Here is a 15,224-nt window from a genome sequence, read left to right as displayed (position 1 = left end):
AGCATAAGGAAACTCTACTGTACCAGCGCTAAATTTATGACGAATTTAGCACCCGGGTAATCATCTCCGGCAGTATCTTCATTCTTAATTGTGCCATTCGAAGCTTTGAGAATAGATTCGATAATACCCAAACCTAAACCAGTGCCTCCCGTTTCTCGTTTGGTGGTAAAGAAGGGGGTGAAAATGCGCTTACGGTTAGCCTCTGAGATACCTTTGCCATCATCAACAAATGCGATGGATAGTTGATCTTTTTCTTCAGTGATTTGAATCGCTATTTTACTCGAGCCATGCTGCAAACTATTATCGACCAGATTACTGATCACACTTTGCAGGGCAGATTTGCCGATAGCCACTTGTCTATCCATTTCCAGCTTACTGTAGATAAATTCAATTTTTTCATCAGCATAGCGCGATTCAATGGCTTTCATAGATTCCAGTAAATTACTCGAGTCTGCACTGCCTTGAAGAGAATCCGCACGAGCCTGTTCTAACAAACGATTAACCAGCCGCTTCAGACGTTCCGTGTCATCCTGTAGGTTATTGATAAAACGCTGATGCTGTTCCTTTGGCATGTCATCGCCGTGTTCTTGCAACAACTCCAAAGAACCCTGCATCGACGTGAGCGGTGTTTTGAACTCATGCGACACATGTGAAGCAAATTGCTGAATATATTGCGAACGTTCGTGTAATGTTTGTGACATTTTGGCAAAACTATTCGATAACTTTGAAAGCTCATAAGTACCGGGTTGTTTTAATACTTCAACCGTTTCACTTTCTCCACTGGTCACTTTTTGTGTTTGTTCGATTAACTCTCGAATGGGTCGTGATAACCGCGATGAAATAAATAGAACGATCAAACCTGTTAAACCAAGTAACACCAGGGACAACAAGATGACTTTTTCTTTGATGCTGTACAAGTGCTTGAGGATATTCTGCGGCGTTCGAGAAAGATAGACCACTCCATACACTTGCCCCTGATCAATAATCGGAAAAGCAGTAAATACGCGAATACCTGTTCCACGACTTAAAGACGCAATGGACGGTGGTGGCTCATCAGAAATACGCTCACGCAATACCGCAGCGTATTCACCTTTCAATGCTTGTTGGACTTCCGGAATATGCACCAGCGACATACCTATTTCACTTCGTCCAGCTACCACCAACCCCTGATTATCCAGAATTCGCATTCCAGCCAAGGTGACCTTTTGCGTACTAAGTAGAATATTTTGCATACGCTCACCCGCAATTTGTGCAGGACTAAGATCAGTGTCTTCAAAGCTACTTAACACTAATCTGGCTTGCGGACGACGCGGTAATATTTTTTGTTTAGATAAATCGAGTTGTGGTTCTACCGGCGCGTAAACACCATTGTCCTGAGGATTATTATGTCCGATAAACTCTCGATACAGTGCTGAGAAAACGGCAGATTGAGTGATTAATTCTACCTCGGTTTTTTGCACTAATACATTTTCGTAAAACCGAAAGAAGTACAAACTTCCTAAGGGCAGCAGTAATACCGAGAGCATCACCATCAGCAAAATGGTGCGTAGTCGGAAGAGCTTTCTCACCCGTTGTTTAGCGTCTATTCGCATTAATTGACTATTCTTAGAGCGACTTTATTCACAAGCACTCAAACGATAACCCACACCGTGTTGAGTCTCGATAATTTTATGACACCCCACCTCTGAGAATTTAGAGCGGATATGGCGGATATGGCTATCAATCGTGCGATCACTGACAAACACATTGTATTGATACGAACCCTGCATTATGGCATCTCGACTGAAAACGCGTTTTGGCTGTTTTAGCATTTGTGCCAGCATCGCAAATTCTGTTGCGGTCAATGAAACCGCAATTTTATCCCACCATAGTGCGTGCTGTTCCGTGTCTAATACCAGCTTACCGTGAGTCAGCGTTTTATCATCGGTTTGAGCTTGAGGCTGGATGGCCTGCGTTCGTTTAAGTATCACATTAATTCTGGCAACCAGTTCACGTGGGCTAAACGGTTTGGTCACGTAATCATCACCGCCAATCTCCAGACCAAGAATACGATCGATCTCTTCATCGCGTGAGGATAAAAACAAGATAGGCACTTCAGAGGTTTTACGAATTTCCCGGCAACATTCAAGGCCATCCATTTCTGGCATATTGATATCCAGCACGATCAAATCAGCCGGAGAATCGGTATAAATTTGTAGTGCCTGTCTGCCATCGCTTGCCGTAGTCACAGACATTTCAGCCTTTTCAAGCGCAAATGTAATTACTTCGCGAATATGTGGATCATCATCTACAACCAATATTTTTTTCTGAGTCATTGTTTATATATTCTATTTAGTGAAGTTCTTAATGGCTTACATTTATTGTTTAAAATTAGTTACTTAGTATCAAAGCCTACAAACGCAAATATTCATCAGGGTTAACAAAAAACGTGCGCTTCCAGGCTTGCCTCTGTTTTACATCATACTTCCAGACCTGAGGATACATGCTTTTAATCGAATAGTGTAAATGCGGCGATTTACCGGCTGCATTTCCTGACGTACCCACCGAACCGATTTGCTGACCTGCATCGACAAAACCAAATCGTCTTTTGGAGCTGTCTTTTAAATGAGCGTAATAATGAAAACGCCATTTTGGACCCAGCATAAACACCACATTGCCACCCATGGAAATTTTACCGTTGTATAGGATAAAACCACCTGTAGATGCTTTGACCGGAGTTCCTTCTTTAGCGAAGATATCGATGCCTTTATGTGTTCTGGATTTACCCCATGGGTAATACCAAAAAGATTCAGAATTCCAATCCTTTGGTGATGCGTTCTCGACGGGTATCTTGCGTTGCTCTGGCAACACAAAGCCAAAACTAAATATCACAAGTAGCATAATAAAGATTTTATTGATCAGTGAAAAGTTCATGCTGTTAGTAAAACACTGTGAATTGCATATACAGCGAATGAAATGTGCAGATATGGTGCAAAATATAGTAAAACTAGACATTTTTGATTAGGATAAGTCACCCCCCTACTTTTAGGCAGTTTTTTTGATGACAATAAATGATCAAGCTCAAACAAATAATTTAAAAGGCTATACGATTGGTTTTATCGGCTTAGGCTTAATGGGCAAACCCATGTGTTTAAATCTACAAAACGCTGGTGCAGAACTTATCGTTCACAATCGTAGCCAGCAAGTGGTTCATGAGCTTAGCCAGCAACCTAACATTACCGCAGCTAAAAATGCTGCTGACGTAGCTTCACAAACTAACATCATCATATTAATGCTTTCAGATACTAATGCTTTAGAAACAGTAATTTTTGGTTACAATGGCTTATTTGACTCTCTTCAAAAAGGTTCTTTAGTCATTGATATGGGCACTTCTGCCGTTACTAAGACACGCGCATTTGCAGAAAAACTTAAAACGATTGGCGTTGACTATATAGATGCACCCGTATCAGGTGGGGAGCTCGGCGCGATAAACGCCAGCTTAGTCATAATGGCGGGAGGTTCTGATGTATCTATCGAAAAGGCTAAACCGATCTTTGATGTATTAGGTAGTTCACTGGTACACATCGGTGATGTTGGAACTGGTCAGGTAACAAAAGCTGCCAATCAGGTTATCGTAGGCTTAAATATAGGCGCTGTCGCAGAAGCGCTAACCTTAGCCAAACAAGCTGGCGCGGATGTAGCAAAAGTACGTGAAGCTTTGATGGGAGGTTTTGCTGCATCACGAGTATTAGAACTACACGGTCAGCGTATGATTGATGAAACATTCGAACCTGGTGGAAAAATCACCACACAGCACAAAGACCTTACTCAAGCCCTGGAGTTGGCAGCTGAATACGATCAGGATTTACCTGCAACTAAATTGAATCGCTCACTGTTTGAAAAACTCATCAATGAAGGCCAAGGTGGACTGGACCACAGTGCATTGATACTCGCTTTAAACAAAAAGTAGGGTCAGTCACCATCTGGAAATTGTCTTATTGGTATTCTGGTAACTCACTTGTTATATCTTTTTTATTCACAAGCCATTGTTTACTAATGAAAAAAATTTAACTCACAAGTAATTTTATCGATACAAAAAATAGCAGTACAGCAAAGATTCGCTTTAACACTAACACCGGAATCTTATGTGCGAGTTTTGCGCCATAAGGAGCTGTTAAGGCACTGGCTACAACAATACTTAAGGCGGCTGACAAATTGATATAACCCAGACTCCATTCTGGCATTGCTTCGGAATCCCAACCAGAAATAATAAAGCCTAGAGTTCCCGCTAAAGCAATAGGTAATCCAATGGCTGCGGATGTTGCAACTGCTTTTCGAACCTCGATATTACACAAGGCCATAAAAGGTACATTCAACGATCCGCCGCCAATACCGAGCAAGGATGATATCGCCCCAATAGCCGTACTTGCAGATAATAAGCCAGCACGCTCGGGTAATTTCCGATGTGGCTTGGGTTGTTTATTTAGTGCCATTTGCACAGCAACCGCCATAAGGAATGGCGAGAAAATAAGTTTTAAGGTATCACTGGGTAAAGCATCGGCAATAGCCGCCCCAATCAAAGCACCCAATAAAATCCCCGGTGTCATTTTCCAGAATATTGGCCAGAGTATTGCACCGTGAGCGTGATGCGCGCGAATTGATGATATCGAAGTAAAAACTATTGTCGCCAGGGAGGTTCCTATCGCAGTATGCATAATGATTGAAGGATCTACGCCTTGATACTGGAAGATAAATACCAGCACCGGTACGATTACAACGCCGCCGCCAACGCCCAATAAGCCCGCAAGAATGCCTGCAAAAGCACCCGTAATTAATAATAAAAGGAGATCAGCCATAGCATTCTACATTCTGGACTTTGATAAAAGACCAGAAGTATAGATGATATGTTTTATAAGAAACCAGCCTTATCCAAACTAGTTTATAGAAATATTCACATTGCTATGAAGCATGCTTTTTTGAGGAGGATATTGAATAACAAACCGACGATTAAAAATTAAACATTAAAAGACGGTTAAAACTTTTTAATCAGATTCAAAAACTCTTCGCGGGTTTTGGCATTTTCACGGAATGTTCCCAGCATCATGGAAGAGATCGTTGAGGAACCCTGCTTCTCGACGCCGCGCATCATCATGCAAAAATGCTGTGCTTCTATAACCACACCAACGCTGCTAGAACCTGTCGCATATTTTATTGCTTCGGCGATTTGCTTGGTCATATTTTCTTGAATCTGCAAACGTCTTGCGTACATATCAGTGATACGTGCAACTTTGGATAAACCAATGACTTTACCTTCTGGCAAATACGCGACGTGTACTTTGCCAACAAATGGCAACAAATGATGTTCGCACAATGAATACATTTCGATATCTTTTACAATCACCATCTGGTCATTATCAGAATCAAACACCGCACCATTGATGACCTCATCAAGGTCTTGATCATAACCCTTGGTTAGAAACTCCATTGCTTTTGCCGCTCGTTCAGGCGTTTTTTGAAGCCCGTCACGATTAACATCTTCGCCCAGATTAGTCAGTAATTCTGAGTAGAGTTTGCTGTTATCCATTTGTTATCCTTCCTTGTATTTTTTATCGTTTTCTTTTGGGTTTAATCTTTATTGCATTTTATAGAATTATTTTACTTATGCTTTCAGTGAGTTGCATAATCACTGATGGCTGGCATAAAAGATAATTCCTGTAGTTTTTAAAAGGCATTTATCGTAAATGGCACCCCCCTACTTTGGAGGACTTTTTTCACGACTTACAATTTACGTTTTAATTACTTTCGTATCGGTGTAATGGTAAAGCGCCAATCCGAACCTATTGATCGTATATCATTGATCGTTAAATCTATTGTATCTTTCATTTTATCCAGCCCGGGAATTGCCAACAACCCACGCGCATCATCACCCATAATTTTAGGCGCCATATAAAGCACGATCTCATCGACATAGCCTTGTTGCAACAATGCACCGCAAAGCGTGGCACCGGCTTCGACATGGATTTCATTGATTTGCTGTTGCGCCAGAACAGTCAGAATAGCGTTCAAATCTAGACCTTGAGAATTCGAATCAGTTTCAACAAAAGCGACTTTTGCACCTGCGGACTCAATCTGTTGAATCTTATCGCTGTGCTTGCTCTTGGTATCAGCGCTGGAATAAATCAGTGTATCGCCTTCCAGAGCTAGCATTTTAGCCTCTGAAGATAATGCTAAGTGCGAATCTAATACGACGCGTAAAGGTTGATTTACTGGTCCATTGATCCCTAACTCATCAGCAGTCAATCTCACATTCAACGAAGGATCATCATCAATCGCAGTCCCCGAACCGGTTAAAATAGCATCGGCTTTAGCGCGTAAAAACTGCACATCTTTTCTCGCCTCAGGGCCTGTTATCCATTGGCTTTCACCTGACGCCATCGCTGTTTTACCATCGAGACTCATGGCGAGTTTTACTCTGACCCAGGGCAGCCCAGTTTCCATACGTTTGATAAAACCCGGGTTTAGTGCTCTTGATTGTGCTTCTAAAACACCTACTTCGACGTCGATACCAGCATCTCTTAGCAGCTGGATTCCGCGACCGGCAACTTGAGGGTTAGGGTCTTGCATGGCAATTACCACGCGTGAAAATTTTTCTTTGATAAGCGCTGTCGCACAAGGCGGTGTTTTACCCGTATGCGAACAGGGTTCTAAAGTAACGTATGCTGTAGCGCCAACAAGCGAACTGGTCGCAGCAGCGATTGCATTGACTTCAGCATGCCCTTGACCTGCATACTGGTGATAACCTTCCCCGATTATTTCGCCATCTTTAACGATGACACAACCCACACGTGGATTAGGATGGGTCGTGTATTGACCTTTTTGAGCCAACTGAATAGCTCGCGCCATAAAAGCATGATCTTGAGCATTGATTTGAGGTGAGGTTTGCTTACTCATAAACAAGATAAAAAGAGAAGTGGATTAAGACAGTATAACGATAAATTGAGAGATCTATCGATTTACGTACCTGGAAGTTTATTCTGGCGTTTTTTAAGCTCTGGGCTAGGAGAATTCTCAAGCCCTTCAATAGCATCGATAAACTCACCAATATCATTAAAGTCACGATAAACCGAGGCAAAACGTATATACGCGACATCATCCAGCTTGCGTAATTCTTCCATCACGAATTCACCAATCAGATTGGTCGTTAAATCAGATTTATCGTTTTTATCCGTAGAACCTTCGCGCGCAAGAATACGCTTCTGGATATCCATCACTGCACGGTCGATGGATTTAGAATCAACAGGACGTTTTTGCGTTGCTCGCATTAGTCCTGCTCTAAGTTTATGCTCGTTAAATGCCTGTTTTTCACCGCCTGACTTGGTCACTTGCGGCATATTAAAAACAGCTATTTCATAGGTACTAAAACGTTCGTTGCAGGAAGTACACTCCCTGCGACGACGCACTTGATCGCCCTCACTGGCAAGACGCGAATCTACTACTCGAGTATCATCTCCTCCACAGAAAGGGCAATGCATAAATTAGCTACCGACTTATTTGTAAACAGGTAAACGCTGACAAATCTCAGTCACTTTACCGCGCACTTCATCAATTACACTAGTATCGTTTTCATCTTTTGAAATTGATTCTAATACATCACAAATCCAATGCGCGAGTTGCGAACTGTCTTCTGCGTTAAAACCACGCGTAGTGATTGCAGGAGAACCGATACGTAGACCACTCGTTACGAATGGAGACTGAGGATCGTTAGGTACAGAGTTCTTGTTAACCGTAATGTGCGCGTTACCCAAAGCAGCATCAGCCACTTTACCGGTTAGACCTTTGTCGATGAGATCAAGCAGGAACAAGTGATTTTCAGTACCGCCAGAAACGATATTGAAACCACGCTCCATAAAGGTATTCGCCATTGCCTGTGCGTTAATCACAACCTGCTTTTGGTATTCTGTAAATGCTGGCTCTAATGCTTCTTTGAACGCTACCGCTTTACCAGCAATCGCATGCATTAACGGACCACCCTGAGTTCCAGGAAAAACTAAAGAGTTTAACTTCTTTTCAATCTCTGGATTCGCTTTTGCAAGGATGATTCCACCACGTGGACCACGAAGTGTTTTGTGAGTAGTAGATGTTGTTACATCAGCAATTTGTACTGGAGATGGATAAATACCTGCAGCAACCAAACCGGCAACGTGAGCCATATCGACAAATAAATAGGCACCAACTTCATCAGCGATATCACGGAATTTCTGCCAATCAACAATTTGTGAATAAGCAGAGAAACCAGCAATAATCATTTTTGGCTTATGTTCACGCGCTAAATTAGCAACTTCTTCGTAATCAATAATGCCTTTATCATCTATGCCGTATTGAACCGCATTGTAAACTTTACCGGAAAAACTTACGTGTGAACCATGTGTAAGATGTCCGCCATCAGAAAGAGACATACCAAGAATTGTATCTCCTGGCTCGACAAGCGCCATGTAAACCGCAAGGTTTGCTGAAGAGCCTGAATGCGGCTGTACATTCGCGTAATCCGCACCAAATAATTCTTTAACACGATCGATTGCTAACTGCTCTGCAACATCAACGTATTCACAACCACCGTAATAACGCTTACCCGGGTAACCTTCGGCATACTTATTAGTTAGCACAGAACCTTGTGCTTCCATCACGCGAGGGCTCGTGTAGTTTTCAGAAGCGATCAACTCAATGTGATCTTCCTGTCGTTGTACTTCAGAGGCTATAGCAGCAGCAAGTTCTGGATCGTAACTTGCGATTGTCATGTCTTTAGAAAACATTGTTGAATGCTCCAGATTATTTCAGAAAAGAGCGACATAATAACGCAAAAATTCTAAATAGATAATGCAATAACGACATCTTTTTGCTCTTCTAGGCTGAAGAATGCAGAGAACACCCGAAATTCATTTTAAGCCAACTGATATATTCATGAAGCCACCCCCCTACTTATGGGCAGTTATATTTACAAATTATCTATCGTTATCTAATGTAAGAAAAATATATTCCATTTTTTACCACTGAATAAAGCAGATATAAAAACACAAATTTTCCAATACCATTCTTCTTAGAAAAGTATATTTATTCCTATAGCAATGTTTAAATCAAAAAAAACGACTTTGCTTAATAATAAAAATTAGAGGGTTAGTATTTTGCCAATTGAAAAAATGGAAAATATTGCGTTACTTATTGATGCAGATAATTCACCATCAAAATTTATTCAGGAAATTTTATCTGAACTAGCTGGGTTTGGAAAAGTTAATATTAGAAAAGCATATGGAAATTGGACCTCATCTAACCTAAAAAGCTGGGAAGCAATCATTCAGGATCATGCTATTCAACCGATTCAACAATATGATTTAACTAAAGGCAAAAATGCTACAGATATAGCCCTAACAATAGATGCTATGGATATTCTGTATACAAAAAACACTGATGCATTCTGTATTGTAAGTTCTGATTGTGATTTTACACCGCTTGTAACCAGAATTCTCTCAGAAGGAAAACCAGTAATAGGATACGGACAAAGAAAGGCACCAGCCGTGTTTGTTAATGCTTGTTCAAAATTTTTATATCTTGATGATGAAATAACTGAGCTGCCAGTTAAAAACACAACAAGAAATATAACAAAAGAATTACAAAAAAATGGCCAACTAGTTAAATTATTAAATAACTCTGTAAAAACAACTCAAGAGGATGATGGTTGGTCTAAATTATCAAGAGTCGGAACTTTAATCTCTAACCATGCTTCTTTTGACTCAAGGAATTATGGGTTCACTAGATTAAGTGATCTAATTGAAGCTATAGGACTTTTCGAGTTAAAAAGAGAAGGCACTACCTTTATAGTAAAATCCAAAATAGTTAATTAGATATTTCGGTGATGATACTTTATTACCTTTTTCTATAAAAACTAGAGTATTAACCCATGGAAACAGTCTCAATCTTGGTAGATGTGCAAAACGTCTATTACACAACCAGGCAAGCTTACAAACGAAATTTTGATTACAACAAATTTTGGGCACAAGCGACTAAAAACCGAAAACTTGTGAAAGCGACTGCGTATGCAATTGAAAGTCAGGATGAAAAGCAAAGACAGTTCCAAAATATACTCAGAGCCATTGGCTTTGAGGTGAAATTAAAACCCTATATCCAGCGTTCGGATGGTTCAGCAAAAGGAGATTGGGACGTTGGTATTGCTTTAGATGCGATGGAATATGCCGAACAAAGTGATACGGTTATTCTCGTTTCCGGCGATGGTGACTTTGATTTACTCGCGAATCGCATGCAAAGCAAACATCATGCATCGGTAGTCGTTTATGGCGTGGAACCATTAACGGCAGCGTCTTTAATGAATGCAGCGAACCAATTTATTCCTATTGATTCTAATCTATTGTTGTAGCCAGATTAATACGACAATTAAACGAAACTAAATGGCACTCCCCACCTTTGGGGCACTTTTTGTAACTCACTTCAGCAGAAAATTAATGACTCGATTAAAGTTCGGTTGCCAATCTACCCATTTATGTCCACCATCGTAGATAAAATACTCGTGCTCTCGCCCACTTTTCTGCAGTAGCTCATGGAAGCTTTGATTCGATCTAATAATATTGGGTTGATCTTTATCTCCCCAGATTAGTTGTAGACGTATTTTTTGCAGTGCTACATTATTCTTATCTGACCAGACATTTCTAATGCTCTGTGATTCATCACCATTATAAAGTTTGGGGCCGAAGATTCGTTTCAGAGGAAAAAATAGACGGACCAGTAAAGGCACTTTTGTATCCTGTTTATTCTCATTACTCAATACAGGCGTGCTTATCGCACTGAGACTTGAAAAACTGTTTTTATAAATACTGGCCATGCGCAAAGCACCAAAGCCACCCATGGATATTCCCATAAGGCTGCAATGTTCGGGACAATCCAGCGTATTATAATCTTTTTGTACTTTGGGAAGAATGTCCTGCATCACCCAGTCACGATAATTATGCGAGCCATCGTACCAATTTTCCCAGAAGCCCTTACCACCATTCGGCGTAACTAAAATAAAACGAGGCATTTGATCCGCGTTGATTTGTTCGTCGAAGTAACGGTGAGTCTTGTATTGTTCCAGAGTATTATGATCATCTCGAGCACCGTGTAGAAATAGCACAAGCGGCAGTCTTTCTGTCTTGATCCAGTTCGGTGGTGTATAAACACCATACTCGATGGTTTTATCTAAACTGCTGGTTGGGATTTTTTCATACGCCAACTCTGTTCCTTTAAAACTGGAACAACCCACTTGAACAACAAACAAGCCAATGAAAGCCGCCTGTTTCATTAATCTAATAAAGTTATGGTAATTAGGCATATTTATTAGGCTAAATGATTAGCCCTTAAATAACAAATACACCCCCCTACTTTGGGGCAGTTTTTTTAATAAGTTTAAAAGAGATGTTTTTCAAACAGCAAACCCGAGTGATAAACTCCGCGAATGAATAATGAAAAACGCTATGAAATTTTCAGACGCTTTCGAGAAGCTAACCCACACCCAACCACCGAACTTGAATTTGATTCCCCTTTTGAATTATTAGTTGCAGTTACATTATCTGCGCAGGCAACCGATGTCAGTGTGAATAAAGCAACCGCAAAACTATTCCCAGTGGCGAATACACCCGAAGCCATTTATGCCTTGGGAGAAGATGGCTTGAAGGAATACATCAAAACGATTGGTTTATATAATAGCAAAGCTAAAAATGTGATTGCGGCTTGCAAAATGCTCATTGATCTTCATCACTCTGAAGTGCCTGACGATCGAGAAGCGTTAGAAGCATTACCCGGTGTTGGCCGAAAAACCGCCAATGTGGTTTTAAATACCGCATTCGGACACCCCACAATGGCCGTCGATACACATATTTTTCGTGTATCCAATCGAACAGGAATTGCTAAAGGCAAAAATGTCGTTGAAGTCGAAAAAAAACTACTACACTTTGTGCCTAAAGAATTTCTAGTCGATGCACACCATTGGTTAATTTTACACGGGCGTTACATCTGTGTTGCGAGGAAACCCAGATGTGGCGCCTGTTTGATTAGTGATTTATGTGATTATAAAGAGAAAAATCTATGACTAACTCCACTTCATCCGACAACGCTCATAATTTTCGTGTCGCCATATTAGATGAAACCACCTTTAATCCGGGAGATCTGGATTTAGAGGCTTTGGTTGAACTGGCTCAAGATTGTCAGCGTTACCCGAACACCAGCGCAGAGCAACGACTCGAACGCCTCGAAGGCATCGATGTTGCAATCGCTAATAAGGTTGTTTTTGATCGCGAATTATTAGCGCAATGCCCACAATTAAAAGCCATTTTATTAACCGCTACCGGCATGGATAATATCGATCTTGAAGCCTGCGAAGAAATGGGAATCGCCACATACAATGTGACCAATTATGGGACTCCCTCTGTTGCCCAACATGTTTTAATGTTAATTCTAGCGTTATCGACCTCATTGAATGATTACCAGACAATGACGCGAAATGGCGGTTGGTCAAAGAGCGAACATTTCAGCAGCCTGCAATTCCCTATTCGTGAATTAGCAGGAAAAACTATTGGTCTCGTTGGTTACGGCACCTTAGCCAAAGGCGTCGAAAGAATTGCCAGAGCATTTGACATGAATGTCCTGATTGCTGCTCGCGCAGGTGCAGACACTGTGCCAGATGGTCGTTTATTACTGGATGATTTATTACCCCTTGTGGATGTGCTGAGTCTGCATTGCCCACTCACAGCTGAGACCCATAAACTGATTAATCGCGAAGCTTTAGAAAAGATGAAATCAGATGCCATTTTAATCAATACCGCCCGCGGTGCTGTGGTTGATAATGAAGAATTGGCGCAAGCACTGAGAGATGGTGTGATAGCCGGCGCAGGTATTGATGTACTAGAACAAGAACCACCACCAGCAGATCATCCATTATTAGCTACTGATATTCCAAACCTGATTGTTACACCTCATGTTGCCTGGGCTGCCATTGAAGCGAGACAGCGCGTGGTAAATAAGACGACACAGAATCTTAGAGACTGGCTGTCTAAACAAGAGCAACCAGATAACGAAGCGGTGGAAACGTAGCAGCAGGTAATTATTAATAAGCAAACAGCAGGACAGCAGTAACGATAAAATTTATACCTAGTTACATTTCGCTGTACCGATTCAATGCGGTATAGCGAAATGTGACTTTATTCACAGAACTCCGTTTGCATATAAGATATTTTGTCACTATGGCTAAACGTCCAAATATCTGTGATTACCATGATGTCTATGAAGCAGAAGTAACAGACACTTTCTGTGACCCTGTTTTTAATAAACGCAACATCATTGCAGAAGGCGACTCCTGGTTCACTATTGGTGGCCAAAGTCTACAGTACCCCTGGTTTACCAATATCCTTTATACCTTGCGCTTTAGCGAAGAAGTGTTGATTTTGAATCTCGCTGAACCTGGCGACACTATCAAACATATCTCTTCGATGCCACGCGATCAGTCGTTTAAATTCGCCATTGAAGAACATACTACGACACCATGGGATGCGATAATTTTGAGTGCTGGTGGCAATGATCTCATCGACAAAGCACGCACTTTAATTAAAAATCGCTTAGAACGGCAGGGAGAAACTATCCATAAACCTGCCGATTATTGTAAACAGGTAGAAGTGAAAAACTTTCTGCAAAATATCGAAAACCACTTCCGCCGTTTGGCGGCTATTCGTGGCAATCACGTCATTCCAATCGTCTTACATACCTACGATTACCCAACACCACGCGATGCACCTGCACGCTTCTTTGGCGTAGGTTTGCTTGGTCCCTGGCTTTATCCCTGTATGAAAAATGCAGAGATCCCAAAAACGGATTGGCAAGCATTGAGTGATTATTTATTCGATCAACTCGCCGTGCGACTTTTGAGTCTGGAAAATGGTGTAAATCCTATCGCTAATTTTCACGTGATTGATACGCGCCATCTACTCACGCGAGCTGCACTGGATAGCACAGGTGAAAGTGGCGACTGGATGAATGAGATTCATCCTAATAAAAAAGGCTATAAAAAAATTGCGCATAAAATTGAACAAAAGCTTAAAATGATCAACGCGATTCATTAAATTTTATGGTAATTATGTCTTCTGACGACGCTTCAAATACAACTTCATCCGACCAATACGAACAACAACGCGAACAGCTGCGTCAGTTTTATTGCGATACCTGGGATAAACACCTCAAACAAAAACAGACGCTGACCGACCTAGAACAGCAAGTCACTGCGGTCATCAAAGAGCACCCAGAATATCATGGCTTGTTAGAAAACAAAGAAGCCAGTGTTAACGCCGAATATTTGCCGGAGATGGGAGAAAATAATCCTTTTTTACACATGGGCATGCACTTGGGTATTCGAGAGCAAGTAACGACTAACCGCCCTGTTGGCATCGCTGAACTTTATCAACGTTTGGTTGCCTTAAAAGGAGTACACGATACCGAGCATGAAATGATGGAATGTTTATCAGAAGCGATGTGGCAAGCACAGCAGAATAATATCGCGCCTGATGAAAATAGCTATCTGGATTGTCTGGGTAAGATGGAAGAAAAGTTTCGGACGAATAAAGGCTAAACTCATTCACCTCCATTGAAAATTGTATTCGTTGTAACCTTAAATCTAACTAAGCGATTTACAAACATGACACACACTAAAACAATCACACGTTGTAGCTTCTATGCACTTTCATTATTGATAATTAGTGCTTGTTCTAGTTCATCCAGCACAACGACTGATTCCGCTAAAAGCAAAGTAGATGACGCTATTCCAGTCAGTGTTGAACAAAAAATCGAGACGGGCATTGTTTTAGCCGTCAGAATTATAGAGGTAGCACCAGAACCGATTCACTCCTACGGTAATGTTGGTGTGAATGTAGATTCAAGTGGAACCTCGGGAATTCAGGGATCAATTGATCTAAAGACCTTAAGCACCCTCTACCGCAACGCAACAAAAGACAAAACAGCGCAAGAATTAATCGTTAAAAAAGATATCGGTGAAACGGTAGCAATTACACAATCAACTAAAGAAATTTTTAAAGTTGGCGATCGAATAAAAGTGCTTAAAAGGGATGGGAAAGCGGTTGTTATTCACTAACTCATTATTTTAGCTATAGACCATAAAACAAAAGCCACCTCCCCACTTACAGGCACTTTTTAAAAAAGTG

Annotated in this window: 17 protein-coding genes; 8 read left to right on the top strand and 9 right to left on the bottom strand. The window is 41.2% G+C overall.

Annotation, left to right across the window (positions count from 1 at the left end; translation table 11 throughout):
• Positions 1 to 14 precede the first annotated feature (14 nt).
• From OO007_RS07320 to OO007_RS07310, 3 genes are all read right to left on the bottom strand, one after another.
• On the bottom strand, positions 15 to 1,592 hold the full coding sequence (locus tag OO007_RS07320) for a HAMP domain-containing sensor histidine kinase (protein ID WP_325808305.1): 1,578 nt from the start codon (positions 1,590 to 1,592) through the stop codon (positions 15 to 17).
• 24 nt (positions 1,593 to 1,616) lie between these two features.
• Positions 1,617 to 2,315 carry a response regulator transcription factor gene (locus OO007_RS07315; RefSeq protein ID WP_325808304.1) on the bottom strand — a complete coding sequence of 233 codons (699 nt, stop codon included), beginning with the start codon at positions 2,313 to 2,315 and terminating at the stop codon, positions 1,617 to 1,619.
• 76 nt (positions 2,316 to 2,391) lie between these two features.
• Positions 2,392 to 2,913: a M23 family metallopeptidase gene (locus OO007_RS07310; protein WP_325808303.1), complete on the bottom strand. Its 522-nt coding sequence runs from the start codon at positions 2,911 to 2,913 to the stop codon at positions 2,392 to 2,394.
• A gap of 127 nt (positions 2,914 to 3,040) precedes the next feature.
• Here OO007_RS07310 and OO007_RS07305 point away from each other — a divergent pair, with 127 nt between their 5' ends.
• Positions 3,041 to 3,949 carry an NAD(P)-dependent oxidoreductase gene (locus tag OO007_RS07305; protein ID WP_325808302.1) on the top strand — a complete coding sequence of 303 codons (909 nt, stop codon included), beginning with the start codon at positions 3,041 to 3,043 and terminating at the stop codon, positions 3,947 to 3,949.
• A 97-nt stretch (positions 3,950 to 4,046) separates the two neighbouring features.
• On the opposite strand, the gene OO007_RS07300 is transcribed toward OO007_RS07305, so the two are convergent.
• From OO007_RS07300 to glyA, 5 genes are all read right to left on the bottom strand, one after another.
• On the bottom strand, positions 4,047 to 4,835 hold the full coding sequence (locus OO007_RS07300) for a sulfite exporter TauE/SafE family protein (protein ID WP_325808301.1): 789 nt from the start codon (positions 4,833 to 4,835) through the stop codon (positions 4,047 to 4,049).
• Between the two features lie 176 nt (positions 4,836 to 5,011).
• The gene (gene folE, locus OO007_RS07295) at positions 5,012 to 5,563 is read right to left on the bottom strand and encodes a GTP cyclohydrolase I FolE (protein ID WP_325808300.1); all 552 of its coding nucleotides are present in this window, start codon (positions 5,561 to 5,563) and stop codon (positions 5,012 to 5,014) included.
• A 212-nt stretch (positions 5,564 to 5,775) separates the two neighbouring features.
• Positions 5,776 to 6,930: a bifunctional diaminohydroxyphosphoribosylaminopyrimidine deaminase/5-amino-6-(5-phosphoribosylamino)uracil reductase RibD gene (ribD, locus tag OO007_RS07290; protein ID WP_325808299.1), complete on the bottom strand. Its 1,155-nt coding sequence runs from the start codon at positions 6,928 to 6,930 to the stop codon at positions 5,776 to 5,778.
• Positions 6,931 to 6,992: 62 nt separating this feature from the next.
• A complete protein-coding gene (gene nrdR / locus OO007_RS07285) occupies positions 6,993 to 7,511 on the bottom strand; it encodes a transcriptional regulator NrdR (protein ID WP_325808298.1) in 519 nt (172 codons plus the stop codon).
• A gap of 15 nt (positions 7,512 to 7,526) precedes the next feature.
• On the bottom strand, positions 7,527 to 8,789 hold the full coding sequence (glyA, locus tag OO007_RS07280) for a serine hydroxymethyltransferase (protein WP_325808297.1): 1,263 nt from the start codon (positions 8,787 to 8,789) through the stop codon (positions 7,527 to 7,529).
• A gap of 369 nt (positions 8,790 to 9,158) precedes the next feature.
• On the opposite strand from glyA, the gene OO007_RS07275 reads away from it, so the two are divergent.
• Both OO007_RS07275 and OO007_RS07270 read left to right on the top strand, forming a co-directional pair.
• The gene (locus OO007_RS07275) at positions 9,159 to 9,875 is read left to right on the top strand and encodes an NYN domain-containing protein (protein ID WP_325808296.1); all 717 of its coding nucleotides are present in this window, start codon (positions 9,159 to 9,161) and stop codon (positions 9,873 to 9,875) included.
• A 56-nt stretch (positions 9,876 to 9,931) separates the two neighbouring features.
• Entirely contained in the window at positions 9,932 to 10,405 is a 474-nt protein-coding gene (locus tag OO007_RS07270; RefSeq protein WP_325808295.1) for a LabA-like NYN domain-containing protein, read from the top strand.
• Positions 10,406 to 10,471: 66 nt separating this feature from the next.
• Here OO007_RS07270 and OO007_RS07265 read toward each other — a convergent pair whose 3' ends face one another.
• Positions 10,472 to 11,353, bottom strand: a complete 882-nt coding sequence (locus OO007_RS07265) for an alpha/beta hydrolase (RefSeq protein WP_325808294.1) — start codon at positions 11,351 to 11,353, stop codon at positions 10,472 to 10,474.
• A gap of 123 nt (positions 11,354 to 11,476) precedes the next feature.
• Between OO007_RS07265 and nth the strand changes: the two genes are divergently transcribed.
• The 5 genes from nth to OO007_RS07240 all read left to right on the top strand — a co-directional run bounded on the left by nth (position 11,477) and on the right by OO007_RS07240 (position 15,154).
• A complete protein-coding gene (nth, locus tag OO007_RS07260; RefSeq protein ID WP_131905425.1) occupies positions 11,477 to 12,109 on the top strand; it encodes an endonuclease III in 633 nt (210 codons plus the stop codon).
• Positions 12,106 to 13,110 carry a D-2-hydroxyacid dehydrogenase gene (locus OO007_RS07255; protein WP_325808293.1) on the top strand — a complete coding sequence of 335 codons (1,005 nt, stop codon included), beginning with the start codon at positions 12,106 to 12,108 and terminating at the stop codon, positions 13,108 to 13,110. The genes nth and OO007_RS07255 overlap by 4 nt, the downstream gene beginning before the upstream one ends.
• 149 nt (positions 13,111 to 13,259) lie before the next feature.
• Complete coding sequence (locus tag OO007_RS07250; protein ID WP_325808292.1) at positions 13,260 to 14,132, top strand: SGNH/GDSL hydrolase family protein; 873 nt, start codon at positions 13,260 to 13,262, stop codon at positions 14,130 to 14,132.
• Positions 14,133 to 14,146: 14 nt separating this feature from the next.
• On the top strand, positions 14,147 to 14,635 hold the full coding sequence (locus tag OO007_RS07245; protein ID WP_325808291.1) for a DUF1841 family protein: 489 nt from the start codon (positions 14,147 to 14,149) through the stop codon (positions 14,633 to 14,635).
• Between the two features lie 66 nt (positions 14,636 to 14,701).
• Positions 14,702 to 15,154: a hypothetical protein gene (locus OO007_RS07240; protein WP_299880626.1), complete on the top strand. Its 453-nt coding sequence runs from the start codon at positions 14,702 to 14,704 to the stop codon at positions 15,152 to 15,154.
• Positions 15,155 to 15,224 lie beyond the last annotated feature (70 nt).

Source organism: Cocleimonas sp. KMM 6892 (assembly GCF_035798195.1).
Classification (GTDB): domain Bacteria; phylum Pseudomonadota; class Gammaproteobacteria; order Thiotrichales; family Thiotrichaceae; genus Cocleimonas; species Cocleimonas flava.
This window is presented reverse-complemented; position numbering and strand designations above follow the sequence as displayed.

What these genes read in the sequence shown, in the direction of transcription:
- OO007_RS07265 (WP_325808294.1), bottom strand. Translation starts at nt 11,353, where the DNA reads ATGCCTAATTACCATAACTTTATTAGATTAATGAAACAGGCGGCTTTC.
- OO007_RS07300 (WP_325808301.1), bottom strand. Translation starts at nt 4,835, where the DNA reads ATGGCTGATCTCCTTTTATTATTAATTACGGGTGCTTTTGCAGGCATT.
- ribD (WP_325808299.1), bottom strand. Translation starts at nt 6,930, where the DNA reads ATGAGTAAGCAAACCTCACCTCAAATCAATGCTCAAGATCATGCTTTT.
- OO007_RS07315 (WP_325808304.1), bottom strand. Translation starts at nt 2,315, where the DNA reads ATGACTCAGAAAAAAATATTGGTTGTAGATGATGATCCACATATTCGC.
- nrdR (WP_325808298.1), bottom strand. Translation starts at nt 7,511, where the DNA reads ATGCATTGCCCTTTCTGTGGAGGAGATGATACTCGAGTAGTAGATTCG.
- OO007_RS07305 (WP_325808302.1), top strand. Translation starts at nt 3,041, where the DNA reads ATGACAATAAATGATCAAGCTCAAACAAATAATTTAAAAGGCTATACG.
- OO007_RS07250 (WP_325808292.1), top strand. Translation starts at nt 13,260, where the DNA reads ATGGCTAAACGTCCAAATATCTGTGATTACCATGATGTCTATGAAGCA.
- OO007_RS07320 (WP_325808305.1), bottom strand. Translation starts at nt 1,592, where the DNA reads ATGCGAATAGACGCTAAACAACGGGTGAGAAAGCTCTTCCGACTACGC.
- folE (WP_325808300.1), bottom strand. Translation starts at nt 5,563, where the DNA reads ATGGATAACAGCAAACTCTACTCAGAATTACTGACTAATCTGGGCGAA.
- nth (WP_131905425.1), top strand. Translation starts at nt 11,477, where the DNA reads ATGAATAATGAAAAACGCTATGAAATTTTCAGACGCTTTCGAGAAGCT.
- OO007_RS07270 (WP_325808295.1), top strand. Translation starts at nt 9,932, where the DNA reads ATGGAAACAGTCTCAATCTTGGTAGATGTGCAAAACGTCTATTACACA.
- glyA (WP_325808297.1), bottom strand. Translation starts at nt 8,789, where the DNA reads ATGTTTTCTAAAGACATGACAATCGCAAGTTACGATCCAGAACTTGCT.
- OO007_RS07245 (WP_325808291.1), top strand. Translation starts at nt 14,147, where the DNA reads ATGTCTTCTGACGACGCTTCAAATACAACTTCATCCGACCAATACGAA.
- OO007_RS07310 (WP_325808303.1), bottom strand. Translation starts at nt 2,913, where the DNA reads ATGAACTTTTCACTGATCAATAAAATCTTTATTATGCTACTTGTGATA.
- OO007_RS07255 (WP_325808293.1), top strand. Translation starts at nt 12,106, where the DNA reads ATGACTAACTCCACTTCATCCGACAACGCTCATAATTTTCGTGTCGCC.
- OO007_RS07240 (WP_299880626.1), top strand. Translation starts at nt 14,702, where the DNA reads ATGACACACACTAAAACAATCACACGTTGTAGCTTCTATGCACTTTCA.